The sequence below is a fragment of the Rhodococcus sp. OK611 genome, assembly GCF_003050885.1.
In the GTDB taxonomy this organism is placed as follows: Bacteria; Actinomycetota; Actinomycetes; order Mycobacteriales; family Mycobacteriaceae; genus Rhodococcus_G; species Rhodococcus_G oryzae.
Genome location: NZ_QAOZ01000012.1, coordinates 140,791 through 155,827, shown reverse-complemented (window position 1 = coordinate 155,827; position 15,037 = coordinate 140,791). Strand labels below are relative to the sequence as shown.

The following is a 15,037-nucleotide window of genomic DNA, read 5'->3' as shown; positions in this document are numbered from 1 at the left end:
GAACCGGACGCGCGTGCGGACGCCTTGGCCTAGGCGTCCGCACGCCGCCTGCGCGCATTGAGCACCGAAAGGCCGGCGATCACGGCGAACAGCACGGCCGTGGAGATCAGCTGCTTGCGGGCGTCGGCGTCGGTCAGCATCAGCAGGATCAGGCCGCCGAGCGCGGCCAGGGTGAACCAGCTCAGGTAGGGGAAGCCCCACATCCGGAGGCTGAGCTTGCCCTCGGCCTCCAGCCGCGGTCGCAGCCGCAGCTGTGAGACCACGATGAAGATCCAGATCACCAGCAGCGCGGCGCCGACGGCGTTGAGCAGGATCGACAGCAGCGAGTCCGGCAGCAGCCAGTTCAAAAGCACGCTGACGAAGCCGAAGAACACCGAGAGCAGCACCGCGTTGGTGGGCACCCCCGTCTTGGACAGGCCGCCCAGCAGCGCCGGGCCGTCGCCGCGACGGGCGAGCGAATAGGCCATCCGGGAGGTGCCGTAGACGTTGGCGTTGAAGGCCGACAGCAGCGCAACCACGACCACCAGTTCCATGAAACCGGCCACGTAGGAGATGTGTGCCTGGTTCAGGACGGCCACGAAGGGACCGCTCTGCAGCTGCGGCGAGTTCCAGGGCAGCACCAGCACCATGATCGCGATCGAGCCGATGTAGAACACGCTGATGCGCCACACCACGCTGCGCACGGCCGTGGCGATCGAGTGCTCGGGGTCCTTCGACTCGGCCGCGGCGATCGTCACGATCTCGATGCCGCCGAATGCGAACGCGACCACGAGCAGGCCCGCGGCGATGCCCGCGAAGCCGTTCGGCATGAAGCCGCCCTGGCCGAACAGGTTCGTGAACCCGACCGGGTCGGTGTCCGGCAGCAGCCCGAAGACCAGCAGCACGCCGATCACCAGGAAGGCGATGATGACCGCGACCTTGATGGCGGCGAACCAGAACTCGAACTCACCGAAGTTGCTCACCTTGGCCAGGTTCACCACCGCGAAGAAGGTGACGAAGACCAGCGCGACCACCCACTGCGGCACCCCGGGCAGCCATCCGTGCACGATCGCCGAGGCCCCGGTGATCTCGGCGCCGAGCACCATGATCAGCATGAACCAGTACAGCCAGCCCATCGTGAAGCCGGCCCACTCGCCGATGCCGATGCGCGCGTAGTGGCTGAACGAGCCGCTGGCCGGGATCGCGGCGCCCATCTCGCCGAGCATCCGCATCACGAAGACCACGATGATGCCGGCGATGATGTACGAGATCAGCACGGCCGGGCCGGCCTTCGCGATCCCGACACCGGTGCCGAGGAACAACCCGGCGCCGATCGCGGAACCGAGGCCCATCATCGTCAGATGGCGGACCTTGAGCCCGTGCCCGAGGTGCGAGGTGTCGCCCTCCTCGGCGAGGGCTGTAGCGGTGTCCTGTGCTGGGTCGCTCGTCGTCATCGTCAGTCGTTCTTGTGCAACGCGGCGTTGAGCTCGACGCCGGTGCCCTTCCACGGCACCACCTCGACGGCGCCGGACACCGAGTTACGGCGGAACAAGATGTTGGACTGGCCGTTGAGCTCCTTGGCCTTGATCACCGTGCCGTCCGGGCCGGAGACCTTGGTGCCGGAGGTGATGTACAGACCCGCCTCGACCACGCAGTCGTCGCCGAGGGAGATGCCGAGGCCGGAGTTCGCGCCCAGCAGGCAGCGCTTGCCCACCGAGATGACCTCCTTGCCGCCGCCGGAGAGGGTGCCCATGATCGACGCGCCGCCACCGACATCGGAACCGTCGTCGACGACGACGCCCGCGGAGATGCGGCCCTCGACCATCGAGTTGCCGAGGGTGCCTGCGTTGAAGTTCACGAAGCCCTCGTGCATGACCGTGGTGCCGCTGGCCAGGTGCGCGCCGAGGCGGACCCGGTCTGCGTCGGCGATCCGGACGCCGGAGGGGACCACGTAGTCGACGAGGCGCGGGAACTTGTCGATGCCGTAGACGGTGACCTGGCCGCGGGCGCGCAGCTTGGCGCGTACCAGCTCGAAGCCGTCGACCGCGCAGGGGCCGAAGTTGGTCCACACCACGTTGGCGAGCAGGCCGAAGACGCCGTCGAGGTTGGCGCCGTGCGGCTGGACGAGACGGTGCGAGATCAGGTGCAGGCGCAGGTAGGCGTCGTGCGCGTCGACCGGCGCGGCGGCCAGATCGGCGATCGAGGTGCGCACCGCGACCTGCTTGACGCCGCGGGCCTCGTCGTCGCCGACCAGCGCGGCCAGCTCGGCCGGGATGTCGGCGCCCTCGAGCACGACGGTGCCCGTCTCGGCCACATCGCCCAGCGTGGGCTCCGGGTACCAGGTGTCGAGGACGACCCCGCCCGTGGTCACGTTTGCGATACCGACTGCCGTTGCTCCCTGAGTGCTCACGGGCAGTCAGGGTACCGGCTGGAGCAATTGAACCGTCACCCGCGCGCATCCCGTGCAAGGCTGAGCGCAGACCGTCGTACCGGCCGAATGGATGTGGGGACGCATGCGTGGAATCGGATTCGCCCGTTCGGTCAGGATCGCCGCGGCCGGCGCAGCGGTGGCCGCGGCCCTCTCGTTGCTGTCGACGCCGCAGGCGGGCGCCGCGCCGCTCTGCCCCGGCGCGAGGCAGGCGCCCGCGTTGGTCGGCCGGGTGCCGGGCGCGGCAATCGAGGGAGCTGCCGTCGACGGCGCGGGCCGGCTCTACCTCACGGACCTGCGCAGCAACCGGGTGCTCCGGATCGACCGGCCAGGCGCTCCGGCCGTGCCGTTCGCGACCCTGCCCGGCCCGATCGGCGGCGGCCTGGTCTTCGCGCCGGACGGCGCCCTGCTGGTCGGCTACGGCGATGCCCGCGTGTTCGTCGGCGACATCGCGCGGCCGGCGGGGATCGTCAGGATCGACGTCGGGACCGGCGCGGTGCACCCGTTCGCGTCGGGACTCTCCGCGGCGAACGGCCTGGCCGTGACCCGCGACGGCACCGTGTACGCCACCAACGACCTCGCATCGCTGGTCGGGCGGGTGCTGCCGAACGGTGTCGTGCAGCCCGACTGGGCAGTGCTGCCCAGCGCCAACGGCGCCGCGCTCAGCGCCGACGACCGCTATCTCTACGTGTCGCGGACCTTCGTGAATCCGGGCGTGAGCCGGATCCCGCTGGCGAACCCGGCCGCACCCGAGTCGCTGGTGGACTTCGGCAGCGGCGACGCCTTCGTCGCGCCCGACGGGCTGGTGCTGGACGCGGCGGGCCGTCCGATCGTGCCCACCGACATCAGCGGCGAGATCCTGCGGGTGGACGGGCCGAACCGGTACTGCGCCCTCGCCGGCGGCCTGCCGGGTTCCAGCGTGCTGACCTTCGGCAGCGGCGGCTCCGGGTTCTCCGAAGGCCGGCTGTTCCGCGCCGGTTTCGACGGCGACATCTACGAGATAGGCGCGTAGCGCCCGTGCGCGGTTGACGAGTCCCTGGACTCGCTTACCGCGCACGGGCGGCGGAGCCGCCTAGTCTGATCGGGTGACCCCGACGCCGCGCCTTGACCTGCACGCCGACCCGATCGAGCTCACCGCCGCGCTGGTCGACATCCCGAGCGTCTCCCATGACGAGGCACTGATCGCGGATGCGGTGGAGGCGGCGCTGCGGGAGCAGACCATCGGCTTCGAGGTGATCCGCAACGGCAACGCGGTGCTCGCCCGCACCGACCTGGGACTGCCGAGCCGGGTGATGCTGGCCGGCCACCTCGACACGGTGCCGATCGCCGACAACGTGCCGAGCACTCGCACCTTCGACCCCGTGCAGGGGGAGCTGCTGCACGGCTGCGGCACCGTCGACATGAAGTCCGGTGACGCGGTGTTCCTGCACCTGGCCGCGACGATCGAGGAACTCGCGCACGATCTGACGCTGGTGTTCTACGACTGCGAGGAGATCGCGGCCGTGCACAACGGCCTCGGCCGCATCGAGCGCGAGCTGCCGCAATGGCTGCAGGCCGACGTCGCGGTGCTCGGCGAACCGTCGGGCGGGTTCATCGAGGCCGGCTGCCAGGGCACCCTGCGGGTGCGGCTGACGACCTCCGGCACCCGTGCGCACTCGGCGCGATCCTGGCTGGGGGACAACGCGATCCACAAGTTCGGGCCGCTGCTGGCCAGGCTCGCCGACTACCAGGCGCGCTCGGTGGACATCGACGGCTGTGTCTACCGCGAGGGTCTGTCCGCGGTGCGCATCGCCGGGGGAGTGGCCGGGAACGTGGTGCCCGACGCCGCCGAGGTGGACGTGAACTTCCGGTTCGCACCCGACCGCAGCGTGGACCAGGCGATCGAGCACGTCAGGGAGGTGGTGGACGGACTCGGCCTCGGCTTCGAGGTGACGGACAGTTCGGCGGGGGCGCTTCCCGGTCTGGGTGCCCCGGCCGCCGCCGCGCTGATCGGAGCGGCGGGCGGACAGTTCCGCGCGAAGTACGGCTGGACCGATGTCGCCCGGTTCTCGGCGCTCGGCATCCCGGCCGTCAACTACGGCCCCGGCGACCCGAACCTCGCGCACAAGCGGGACGAGCACGTCCCGACCTCGCAGATCACCGAGGTCACCCGGGTGCTGCGCGGCTACCTCAGCACCTGACGTCTCACGCGGATGCGTCCGTCCCGTCGATCGCAGGCAGCCAGCGGTCGGCGAGCGACCGAACCCAGTCGGCCGCCGCGCGGGGGTCGTCCGGCGGAGCCTCGACGAGCACCAGTTCATCGACGCCCGCCCCGGCGAGCGCGGGGACGTCGCCGGGATCGACGTCGCGCAGCGCCACGGCCATCCGCAACTCGCCGGGGTCGCGCCCGACCGCGCGGCACAGTCCGCGGAGGGTGTCGATCCGTTCCGCGACCTGCTCCACGCCGGAGAGATTGAATCCGTACCACCCGTCGCCCCAGGTCGCGGCCCGTCGCAGCGCCGGGTCGCTGTTGCCGCCGACGACGATGGGGATGCGACGGTCGCGAACCGGTCTGGGATTGACCCGAACGGCGTCGAAGCTGACGAACTCGCCATCGAAGGAGGCGACGTCGTCCCGCCAGAGCGTCCGCATGGCCGCGACGTACTCGGCGGCGCGCGGGCCACGCCGAGCGAAGGGAACGCCGAGCGCGGCGAATTCCTCCTCGGACCAGCCGATGCCGACGCCGAGCGTCAACCGGCCAGCGCTCATCAGGTCCAGTGTCGCCGCCTGCTTGGCCAACAGCACGGGGTTGTGTTCGGGGAGAAGGAGTATGCCCGTCGCGATGTGGATCCTGCGCGTCGCCGCGGCGGCGAAGCTGAGCCCGATCATCGGGTCGAGCCAGTCCGCGACGGCGGGCACGGCGATCCTGCCGTCGTCGGCGTAGGGGTAGCGGGAGGTCGGACGGTCCACCATCACGACATGTTCGCCCGCCAAGAGCGTCGCGAAGCCGGAGTCGTCGGCGGCGACCGCGACGGCGTCGATCACCTCGCGGCGAGCGCCGGTGCCGATTCCCAGCGCGTGGAGCCCCAGACGCATCGGTCAATCGTGGCACACGCGAACCGGCGCCGCCGGTGGAACGCAGCCGGCCTCACCCAGGCGGTCGACGGGTGAGGCCGGCCGCGGTGACTAGCCGATGCTGAACGGCTGTCCCCACAGCGTGGTGCTGCTGGTGATGTTGTCGGTGCTCACCGAGACGGTGGCGTAGGACCGGGCCTGCGCGTAGCCGGCGCAGCCCTCGACGCCGATGGTGGAGTCGGCGTAGGTGACGCTGCCGCTCTTGCCCTTGAAGCTGTTGGCACCGCTGTGCATCTCGCCGCCGAAGCCGTCGGCCTTCTCGAGGTCGAGCAGTTTGACGTTCTTGGCCTGGCCGGGGCCGATGCTGACGGTGCCCGCGGTCTTGGCGGTCTGCTTGGCGCTCTCACCCTCCCAACCCGAGGACATCCCGGCGTCGGCGCCGCCCTTGCCGCCGAGTGTCAGCTGGCAGGCCACCACGTAGCCCGCGGTGATGCTGCCGCCCTTGGCATTCGGCCCGGTGACCTCGGCGCCGATCCGGCCGGACACCCATACATTGCGGTGCAGCGGGGTCGCGCCCATCGACGGCGAGATGTTGGCGCTTTCGCCGGTACGGGTGATCGTGACGACCGTGCCGTCGGCGAGGATCTCGGTGATGCTGCCGTCCGGCAAGGGGACGAAGGTTTCGGCATTGGCCGCACCCGCCGACAGGAAGCCGACCGCGACGGCCGTGGCCGCGCCGACAGCGGAGATCTGCAGCCCGTGACGCAGGCCGGTGTTGCTGGAGTTCATGATTTCCCTTGTCATCCGATGCTGAAGGGCTGGCCGTACAGGGTGGTCTTGGAGTAGTTGCCGCCGACGATCTCGACCACGGTGTAGGAGCGGGCCTGGGCGAAGCCGCCGCAGTTCTGGATCTCGAGCTGGGTGTCCTGGTACTGGACGGAGTACTTGCCGTTCTTCTTGATGTCCTTGCCGGAGACGCCGACGAACTTGACCTGGCCGGCCGAGACCGGGACGGTCAACGACCCCGAGACTGACGGGCCCGTGAGGTCCATCGAGGCGCCGATGGACCCACCGAGGCCGGTGATGTCGACCTGGCAGCCCACGATGTAGCCCGTGCTGATCCGCGAGACCCCGTGCGTGGACGAGTTGTTGGTGCCCTTGTCGTTGGTCGCACCGTTCGAGGGGCCGGCCTCTGTTTCCTTGGTGATGCCGGTGACATCGGCGGTGACCGTGCCCGAGACCCACGCGGTGCGGCCGGCACCGTTGGCGGCCAGCGACGGCGAGATCAGGGCGCTCTCGCCGGTGCGGGAGACGACAGCTCCCGGCCCGGCCTTCTGCCCGTCCGGCAGCGGCACAAACGTGTCGGCATGCGCCGCACCGGTCGACATCAGGCCGATCGCGACCGCGGCGACCGCGGTTGCGCCCGCCATGCGGGCGCCGCGCACCACGGACATGTTCTTCACGCTCAAAGCAATCCCCTCACAAGGAATCTCGACCGGGCAACTCGGGTGACCGAGGCGGGCGGGGACATATCGTTGCCACCGCGAACAAGAAGTTAGCGAAGGCTAAACTACTTTGCAATCGCTTGCTGTGGCGTTTACCCAGTGAAATGGGTCACCCGCGTCGGGATAGCCTTGCTCGCATGGCACCCGACAAGACGCCCGGCCGGGCCGCGAAGCAGAACACCTCGAAGCGGGGCAGTGCCTCGGTCAAGCACCGCGGACCGATCCTGCTCCGCCGCGATCGCAAGGTGGAGACGACAACCACCGATTCGAGGCTGCTCGACCAGCGTGGGCCGACCGACTGGGTGCACACCGATCCGTGGCGGGTGCTGCGGATCCAGAGCGAGTTCGTCGAGGGCTTCGGAGCGCTCGCGGAGGTGCCGCGCGCGGTGACGGTCTTCGGCTCCGCGCGAACCGGGTCCGATCACCCCGAGTACACCGCGGGCCGTGACCTCGGTGCCGCACTGGCCGAGGCCGGGTACGCGGTTATCACCGGGGGCGGCCCCGGCGTGATGGAGGCCGCGAACCGTGGTGCCAGCGAGTCGGGCGGTTACTCGATCGGTCTCGGCATCGAGCTGCCGTTCGAGCAGGGCCTCAACGAGTGGGTCGACCTCGGCATCAACTTCCGCTACTTCTTCGCCCGCAAGACCATGTTCGTCAAGTACTCGCAGGCCTTCATCTGTCTGCCGGGCGGCTTCGGCACCCTCGACGAACTGTTCGAGGCGCTGACCCTTGTGCAGACCCGCAAGGTCACCCGGTTCCCCATCGTGCTGTTCGGCACCCAGTACTGGTCCGGCCTGCTCGAGTGGATCAAGACGACGCTGGTGGAGAGCGGCAAGATCTCCGAGAGCGACGTCGAACTGCTGCACGTGACCGACAGCGTCGAGGAGGCCGTGCGCATCGTCGTCGAGTCGCAGCACGGCGTCGACGCCGCCGAGCTGATGGGAACCGAGGAGGAGTGGTGATCTTCCCGATCCGCACCATCTGTGTGTACTGCGCCTCCGGGCCGGTCGACGATTCGTACCTTGCGCTCGCGGCGGAACTGGGCACCGAGATCGGCCGGCGGGGGCTGCGGTTGGTCTCGGGCGGCGGCAACGTCTCGATGATGGGCGCGGTGGCAAGGGCCACCCGCGAGGCCGGCGGCTGGACCATCGGCGTCATCCCGAAGGCGTTGGTGCACAGGGAGGTCGCCGATACCGATGCCGACGAACTGATCGTCACCGACACGATGCGTCAGCGGAAGCAGATCATGGAGGACCGGGCCGACGCCTTCATCACCCTGCCCGGTGGGATCGGCACGCTCGAGGAGCTCTTCGAGACCTGGACTGCGGGCTACCTGGGCATGCATGCCAAGCCGGTGGTCCTGCTCGACCCGGTCGGCCACTACTCGGGGCTCCTGAGCTGGCTGGACGGACTGCGTGACGGCGGCTTCGTGCAGCAGCGGGCCCTCGACGGGCTGCTGGTGACGTCCGGGGTCGGCGAGGCGCTCGACGCCTGCACCACCCCGTGATCGTCGGTGCCTGCATGTCACTATGAAGCCCATGACCGAACCCCACGTCGCGGCCTCGCCGACCCTGTGCGGCAAGCCGGTGGCGACCGATCGGGCCCTGGTGATGGCGATCGTCAACCGCACCCCGGATTCGTTCTACGACAAGGGCGCCACCTTCACCGATGAGGCGGCCATGGCGGCCGTCCACCGGGCGGTCGACGAGGGTGCGGACCTGGTCGACATCGGCGGCGTCAAGGCGGGCCCGGGAGACGAGGTGGACACCGCCGAGGAGATCCGCCGGGTGGTGCCGTTCGTGGAGGCGATCCGCGGCCGGTACCCGGACCTGCTGATCTCCGTGGACACCTGGCGCGGCCCCGTCGCCCGGCTGGCCTGTGGTGCGGGCGCCGACCTGATCAACGACACCTGGTCCGGTGCCGATCCGACGCTGGTGGAGGTCGCGGCCGAACTGGGCGCCGGATACGTCTGCTCGCACACCGGCGGCGCCGTGCCCCGGACCCGGCCGCACCGGGTCCGCTACACGGACGTGGTCGCGGATGTGGTCGACGAGGTGGTGACGGCTGCGCAGCGGGCGCGCGATCTCGGCGTTCCAGCCGACGGGATCCTCATCGATCCGACCCACGATTTCGGCAAAAACACCTTCCACGGGCTCGAGTTGTTGCGGCGCGTGGACGTTCTTGTAAACACCGGGTGGCCTGTCCTGATGGCACTGAGCAACAAGGATTTTATCGGGGAGACTCTAGGTGTAGAACTCGCCGAGCGGTTGGAGGGTACGTTGGCAGCGACAGCATTGGCAGCCGCAGAAGGTGCCCGAGTCTTCAGGGTCCACGAGGTCGCATCCACCAGACGAGTGGTCGACATGGTCGCCGCGATCATCGGCACCAGGGCGCCGGCCCGCACGGTCAGGGGGCTGGCATGAGGACGAGCACGAGCGGTGAGCGTGTCTGGTCGGAGGCGAACAGCTGGGACCATCCGGCGTGGAGCATCGCCGACCTGATCGCGGCGAAGGCAGGCCGGACGGTGTCCGTCGTGCTGCCCGCACTGAACGAGGAGAAGACGGTCTCCGCGGTGGTGGACACCATCCATCCGCTGCTCGGCAGCCTGGTGGACGAGCTGATCGTGCTCGACTCCGGGTCGACCGACGAGACCGCGGAACGGGCCGCCGCCGCGGGGGCCACCGTGGTCAGTCGCGAGCAGGCGGTGCCCGGCCTCGCGCCGGTCCCCGGCAAGGGCGAGGTGCTCTGGCGCTCGATCGCGGCGAGTACGGGCGACCTGATCGCCTTCGTCGATTCCGATCTGATCAACCCCGACCCGGAGTTCGTGCCGAAGTTGCTCGGCCCGCTGCTGACGGTCGACGGCATCCACCTCGTGAAGGGGTACTACCGGCGGCCGCTGCGGGTCAGCGGGACCGAGGATGCGAACGGCGGCGGCAGGGTCACCGAGTTGGTCGCGCGACCGCTGCTGGCGGCGATGCGGCCCGAGCTGACCTCGGTGCTGCAACCCCTCGGCGGTGAGTACGCGGGGACGAGGGAGCTGTTGTCCGCGGTCCCGTTCGCGCCCGGGTACGGGGTGGAGATCGGGCTGCTGCTCGACACCTACGACCGGCTCGGGCTCAGCGCCATCGGCCAGGTGAACCTGGGGGTGCGCAAGCACCGCAACCGGCCGCTGGTCGAGCTCGGCGTGATGAGCAGGCAGATCATCGGCACCATGCTCCGCCGGTGCGGCATCGAGGATTCCGGAGCGGGGCTGACGCAGTTCCTGGCCGAGGGTGACTCGTTCGTGCCGGTGACCACCGAGGTGTCGCTGGCGGACCGGCCGCCGATGAACACGCTCAGGCCATAAGGCAGGCGGGTCACCGGGTTGCGGCGCATGTCGGACCGCCGTGACAGGATCGGATCATGTTCACGGTGCTGCTCTATCTGCTGATCATGGCGCTGGTCGGTGGGCTGTTGTTCCTGGCCGCCTCCGCGGTGTTCGGGCGCGGTGAGGAGATGGCCCCGCTGCCGCCGGGGACCACCGCCACCATGCTCCCGGCCGAGGACGTCACCGGGGCCGACGTCCGCGCGCTGCGGTTCCAGCAGACCGTGCGCGGATACAAGGCCGCCGAGGTGGATTGGGCACTGGATCGGCTGGGTCGCGAGATCGATTCGCTGCGGGGCGAATTGGCGAGCCTGCGCGAGGCGCCGGTTCCCGGGCCGGAGAAGCCATGAGCGAGGACGCGTCCTACGACGGCCGGACCCGGTGCCCGTGGGCGGTCGACGGGTCGGGATCGCGGATCTACCGCGACTACCACGACGAGGAATGGGGCGTGCCCCTGAGAGGTCGAGACGAGCTCTTCGAGCGGTTGTGCCTGGAGGCCTTCCAGTCGGGGCTGTCCTGGATCACCGTGCTCCGCAAGCGGGAGGCCTTCCGCTCCGCGTTCGCGGGGTTCGACGTCGAGGCGGTGGCCGCGTTCGGAGCCGACGACGTCGAGCGGCTGCTCGGCGATCCTGGGATCGTCCGCAATCGGGCGAAGATCGAGGCCTGCGTCGCGAACGCGGGGGCCGTGCTCGAGATGCCGGACACCGATCTCGACTCGTTGCTCTGGTCGTTCGCACCCGAGCCACGCCCGAGCCGGTTACGGACCGTCGACGAGGTGCCCGCGGTGACCGCGGAATCGACGGCCATGGCCAAGGAACTCAAGCGTCGGGGGTTCAAGTTTGTGGGCCCCACCACGGCATATGCCCTGATGCAGGCGACCGGGATGGTCGACGATCACCTGCTCGATTGCTGGGTCGGGGTGAGCCGCTGAGCCCGGTTTCCGGTCCGCATTCGATCGGAAACGAGACTCAGGTTCCCGGCATTCCTTGCAATAGGGAAGAATGGCACATGTGATCCCCGACAACAGCTGTCGGGGTACCGACGGTAAGCCTAGGCGCAGAGCTTGTCAGCGCAGATCTGGAGGGAGCAGGTAATGGCGGCCATGAAGCCCCGGACCGGTGACGGTCCCCTCGAAGCCACCAAGGAAGGGCGAGGAATCGTCATGCGGGTTCCGCTCGAGGGTGGAGGTCGGCTCGTCGTCGAGCTGACCCCGGAAGAAGCCGCCGCGCTCGGAGACGAGCTGAAGGGCGTCACCAGCTAACTCCTCGCAAGGTTCGGTGCGGCGCACGTTGCCGGACGCGAACCTTCAGGCATACGGCCCCGCTTGCCACCTCGGCTCGCGGGGTCTTTGCGGTGCAATCGACAGAGAGGCGGACCGATGCTGGCCGAGGTCGTCGGGCTGCTCGCCTGCCCACACTGCGGCGGCGGACTGGACGTCGCCGACCGCACCCTGCTGTGCGAACAGGGACACAGCTTCGACATCGCCAGGCAGGGCTACGTCAGCCTGCTGTCCGGGGCCGCGAAGTTCACCGGCGACAGCGCCGAGATGATCGCGGCCCGTGCTCGATTCCTCGACAGCCACCATTTCGACCCGCTGATGGACGCGGTGGCGCGCGCGTGCGCCACCGCTGTCCCGGTGGACCCGGCGGTGCTCGAGGTCGGCGCGGGCACCGGGCATTACCTCGCCGCCGTCCTCGACGCGCTGCCCGCCGCGCGGGGTATCGGTGTCGACGTCTCCAAGGCCGCCGCGCGATGGCTCGCCCGCAGCCATCCCCGGGCGGGCTCGGTGGTCGCCGACATCTGGACCCAGCTGCCGGTCCGCGCGCACGCCCTCAGCCATGTGCTGTCGATCTTCGCCCCGCGCAACGCCGCGGAATTGCGCCGGGTGCTGCGGCCGGACGGAACGCTGATCATGCTGACCCCGACGGATCGGCACCTGCGTGAACTCGTGGACCTGCTCGGCCTGGTTCGGGTGGACGAGAACAAGACGGTGCGCCTCGGCGCCAGCATGTCCGGGTACTTCGAGCGGGCCGACCGGGTCGCCGTCGAGTACCCGATGACACTCTCGCGCACCGATGTCGACAGCCTGATCGCGATGGGCCCGTCGGCGCGTCACCTCGGCGACGAGGCGCGAGCGCAGCGTATCGCCCGGCTGCCCGAGACCTCGACGGTGACGGCCTCTGTCACGATCAGTAGCTACCGCCCGGTCCCTGCGGCGGGCTGACGCCCGGTGTAGCCCTCGCTCGCGGCCTGGTAGACCGCGAGGGTCTGCTTGGCGATCTCCTCCCAGGAGAACTCGGCAATCGCCCGTGCCCGGCCCGCCCGGCCCATCGCGGCCGCGCGGTCGCGGTCGGAGGCGACGGTGTTGACCGCCGTGGCCAGCGCATGCTCGAACGCCTCCGGCTCGTAGGAGTTGTAGTGCACCAGCGTCCCGGTCACGCCGTCCTCGACCACCTCGGGAATGCCGCCGACGTCCGAGGCCACCACCGCGGTCTCGGTGGCCATCGCCTCCAGGTTCACGATGCCGAGCGGCTCGTACACCGAGGGGCACACGAACACCGTTGCCGCGGACAGGATCTCCCGGACCTGCGCGGTGGGCAACATCTCCCTGACCCAGAACACGTTGCGCCGTGCCTCGGACAGCTTCGCGACCGCCCGCTCGGTCTCCTCGGCGATCTCCGCGGTGTCGGGCGCGCCGGCGCACAGCACCAGCTGCACGTCCGGGTCGAAGTCGTGGGCCGCCGCGATCAGGTGGCCGACCCCCTTCTGCCGGGTGATCCGGCCGACGAACGCCGCGATGGGAGCGTCCGGGTCGACGCCCAGATTGCGCAGGACCGAGGTCGGGCGTTCGCCGCCGAAGTCCGGGTACCAGACATCGGTGTCAATCCCGTTGCGCACCACGTGCACTCGATCCGGATTGACGAAGGGATAGGCGTCGAGCAGGTCGAGGCGCATGCCGGCGCTGACAGCGATGATGGCGTCGGCGTACTCGACCGCGTTGCGTTCGGACCAGGAGGAGATGCGGTAGCCGCCGCCGAGCTGCTCGGCCTTCCACGGGCGCCGGGGCTCGAGCGAGTGCGCGGTCATGATGTGCGGCACCCCGTAGAGCTCGCCTGCGAGGTGACCCGCCAGGCCGGTGTACCAGGTGTGTGAGTGCACCACGTCGGCCGCGCCCGCCGCCTGCGCCATCCGCAGCTGCGCCGACAGCATGGTCAGCGCGGGATTGGAGCCGGCCAGAGCGGGATCGGGCCGGTGCACGATGGCGCCCTCGCGGGGCTCGCCCATGCAGTGCACCTCGACATCGCAGAGTCGCGTGAGCTGGGCCACGAGCTCGGTGACGTGGACCCCCGCGCCACCGTAGATCTCCGGGGGGTACTCCCTGGTCATCATCGCAACCCGCACGCGATAAACGTAGCCGCCGAGCCGACTTGGGGCTACCGCTGGCGGGGGTCAGGCGCGGCCGATAGGTTGACAGGGTGAGGAGCCAGCCGCATGTGCTCGGAATCGTGCTCGCCGGAGGCGAAGGGAAACGTCTGTACCCCTTGACCGCTGACCGGGCCAAGCCGGCGGTGCCGTTCGGCGGGGCCTACCGCCTGATCGACTTCGTACTCAGCAACCTGGTCAACGCCGGCTATCTCCGGATCTGTGTGCTGACCCAGTACAAGTCGCATTCCCTCGACCGCCACATCTCGCAGACGTGGCGGCTGTCGGGTTTTGCGGGGGAGTACATCACCCCTGTCCCGGCACAGCAGCGGCTCGGCCCGCGCTGGTACACCGGCAGCGCGGACGCGATCTTCCAGTCGCTCAACCTGGTCTACGACGAGGACCCCGAGTACATCGTGGTGTTCGGCGCCGACCATGTGTACCGGATGGATCCCGAGCAGATGGTCCAGCACCACATCGACTCGGGCGCGGGGGTCACCGTGGCCGGGATCCGGGTGCCGCGCAGCGAGGCGTTCGCGTTCGGCTGCATCGACAGCGACGAGTCGGGCCGGATCACCCAGTTCCTGGAGAAGCCGGCGCATCCGCCCGGCACCCCGGACGACCCGAACGCGACGTTCGCGTCGATGGGCAACTACGTGTTCACCACGAAGGTGCTGGTGGACGCCATCCGCGCCGACTCGGAGAACTCGGACTCCGACCACGACATGGGCGGCGACATCATCCCGGCGCTGGTCGCCGCGGGGATGGCCAATGTCTACGACTTCAAGGACAACGTGGTGCCCGGCGCCACCGACCGGGACCGGGGGTACTGGCGGGACGTCGGCACCCTCGACGCGTTCTACGAGGCACACATGGACCTGGTGTCCGTGCACCCGGTGTTCAACCTCTACAACCGGCGCTGGCCGATCCGCGGCGCGGCGGAGAACCTGGCGCCCGCCAAGTTCGTGCAGGGTGGGCTCGCCCAGGAATCGGTGGTGGGCGCCGGCTGCATCCTGTCCGCCGCGACCGTGCGCAACTCCGTGCTCAGCTCCAACGTGATGGTCGACGACGGCGCCACCGTCGAGGGCAGCGTGTTGATGCCGGGCGTGCGCGTCGGCAAGGGCGCGGTGGTGCGGCACGCGATCCTGGACAAGAACGTGGTGGTCGGCGAGGGCGAGATCATCGGCGTCGACCTCGAGCGCGACCGGCAGCGGTTCGCGATCAGCCCCGGTGGTGTCGTCGCGATCGGCAAGGGCGTCTGGATCTAGGGCATCTCTCCCAATC

The 15,037-nt window shown here is 69.7% G+C and carries 17 protein-coding genes; 11 read left to right on the top strand and 6 right to left on the bottom strand.

Annotated elements, in window-relative coordinates; all coding sequences use genetic code 11:
* Window positions 1-29: 29 nt before the first annotated feature.
* On the bottom strand, window positions 30-1,334 hold the full coding sequence (locus C8K38_RS16690; RefSeq protein WP_245221630.1) for an amino acid permease: 1,305 nt from the start codon (window positions 1,332-1,334) through the stop codon (window positions 30-32).
* 101 nt (window positions 1,335-1,435) lie between these two features.
* Window positions 1,436-2,389, bottom strand: a complete 954-nt coding sequence (gene dapD / locus C8K38_RS16685) for a 2,3,4,5-tetrahydropyridine-2,6-dicarboxylate N-succinyltransferase (RefSeq protein WP_097212539.1) — start codon at window positions 2,387-2,389, stop codon at window positions 1,436-1,438.
* Between the two features lie 103 nt (window positions 2,390-2,492).
* Here dapD and C8K38_RS16680 point away from each other — a divergent pair, with 103 nt between their 5' ends.
* A complete protein-coding gene (locus C8K38_RS16680) occupies window positions 2,493-3,419 on the top strand; it encodes an SMP-30/gluconolactonase/LRE family protein (protein WP_097212538.1) in 927 nt (308 codons plus the stop codon).
* Window positions 3,420-3,492: 73 nt separating this feature from the next.
* Entirely contained in the window at window positions 3,493-4,587 is a 1,095-nt protein-coding gene (gene dapE, locus C8K38_RS16675) for a succinyl-diaminopimelate desuccinylase (RefSeq protein WP_097212537.1), read from the top strand.
* A 4-nt stretch (window positions 4,588-4,591) separates the two neighbouring features.
* On the opposite strand, the gene C8K38_RS16670 is transcribed toward dapE, so the two are convergent.
* The 3 genes from C8K38_RS16670 to C8K38_RS16660 form a co-directional block, all read right to left on the bottom strand.
* Window positions 4,592-5,482, bottom strand: a complete 891-nt coding sequence (locus tag C8K38_RS16670) for an LLM class F420-dependent oxidoreductase (protein ID WP_097212536.1) — start codon at window positions 5,480-5,482, stop codon at window positions 4,592-4,594.
* Window positions 5,483-5,572: 90 nt separating this feature from the next.
* Complete coding sequence (locus C8K38_RS16665; protein ID WP_097212535.1) at window positions 5,573-6,250, bottom strand: MspA family porin; 678 nt, start codon at window positions 6,248-6,250, stop codon at window positions 5,573-5,575.
* Between the two features lie 11 nt (window positions 6,251-6,261).
* On the bottom strand, window positions 6,262-6,930 hold the full coding sequence (locus C8K38_RS16660; RefSeq protein ID WP_257017540.1) for an MspA family porin: 669 nt from the start codon (window positions 6,928-6,930) through the stop codon (window positions 6,262-6,264).
* Between the two features lie 173 nt (window positions 6,931-7,103).
* Here C8K38_RS16660 and C8K38_RS16655 point away from each other — a divergent pair, with 173 nt between their 5' ends.
* The 8 genes from C8K38_RS16655 (at window position 7,104) to C8K38_RS16620 (ending at window position 12,554) form a co-directional block, all read left to right on the top strand.
* The gene (locus C8K38_RS16655; RefSeq protein ID WP_097212534.1) at window positions 7,104-7,928 is read left to right on the top strand and encodes a TIGR00730 family Rossman fold protein; all 825 of its coding nucleotides are present in this window, start codon (window positions 7,104-7,106) and stop codon (window positions 7,926-7,928) included.
* Entirely contained in the window at window positions 7,925-8,473 is a 549-nt protein-coding gene (locus tag C8K38_RS16650) for a TIGR00730 family Rossman fold protein (RefSeq protein ID WP_257017539.1), read from the top strand. The genes C8K38_RS16655 and C8K38_RS16650 overlap by 4 nt, the downstream gene beginning before the upstream one ends.
* 22 nt (window positions 8,474-8,495) lie before the next feature.
* Window positions 8,496-9,389, top strand: coding sequence for a dihydropteroate synthase (folP, locus tag C8K38_RS16645; protein WP_097212532.1), 894 nt, complete (start codon window positions 8,496-8,498; stop codon window positions 9,387-9,389).
* Complete coding sequence (locus C8K38_RS16640; RefSeq protein ID WP_077042451.1) at window positions 9,386-10,312, top strand: glucosyl-3-phosphoglycerate synthase; 927 nt, start codon at window positions 9,386-9,388, stop codon at window positions 10,310-10,312. The genes folP and C8K38_RS16640 overlap by 4 nt, the downstream gene beginning before the upstream one ends.
* Before the next feature lie 56 nt (window positions 10,313-10,368).
* Entirely contained in the window at window positions 10,369-10,680 is a 312-nt protein-coding gene (locus C8K38_RS16635; protein ID WP_097212531.1) for a DivIVA domain-containing protein, read from the top strand.
* On the top strand, window positions 10,677-11,261 hold the full coding sequence (locus C8K38_RS16630; protein WP_097212530.1) for a DNA-3-methyladenine glycosylase I: 585 nt from the start codon (window positions 10,677-10,679) through the stop codon (window positions 11,259-11,261). Before C8K38_RS16635 ends, C8K38_RS16630 begins: the two co-directional genes overlap by 4 nt.
* A gap of 162 nt (window positions 11,262-11,423) precedes the next feature.
* Complete coding sequence (locus C8K38_RS16625) at window positions 11,424-11,591, top strand: DUF3117 domain-containing protein (RefSeq protein ID WP_003931055.1); 168 nt, start codon at window positions 11,424-11,426, stop codon at window positions 11,589-11,591.
* 117 nt (window positions 11,592-11,708) lie between these two features.
* On the top strand, window positions 11,709-12,554 hold the full coding sequence (locus C8K38_RS16620; RefSeq protein WP_097212529.1) for a putative RNA methyltransferase: 846 nt from the start codon (window positions 11,709-11,711) through the stop codon (window positions 12,552-12,554).
* On the opposite strand, the gene glgA is transcribed toward C8K38_RS16620, so the two are convergent.
* Window positions 12,527-13,732 carry a glycogen synthase gene (gene glgA / locus C8K38_RS16615; RefSeq protein WP_097212528.1) on the bottom strand — a complete coding sequence of 402 codons (1,206 nt, stop codon included), beginning with the start codon at window positions 13,730-13,732 and terminating at the stop codon, window positions 12,527-12,529. The two genes, C8K38_RS16620 and glgA, sit on opposite strands and share 28 nt — an antisense overlap.
* Window positions 13,733-13,806: 74 nt before the next feature.
* On the opposite strand from glgA, the gene glgC reads away from it, so the two are divergent.
* A complete protein-coding gene (gene glgC / locus C8K38_RS16610; RefSeq protein ID WP_077042446.1) occupies window positions 13,807-15,021 on the top strand; it encodes a glucose-1-phosphate adenylyltransferase in 1,215 nt (404 codons plus the stop codon).
* The last annotated feature ends 16 nt before the right edge of the window (window positions 15,022-15,037 follow it).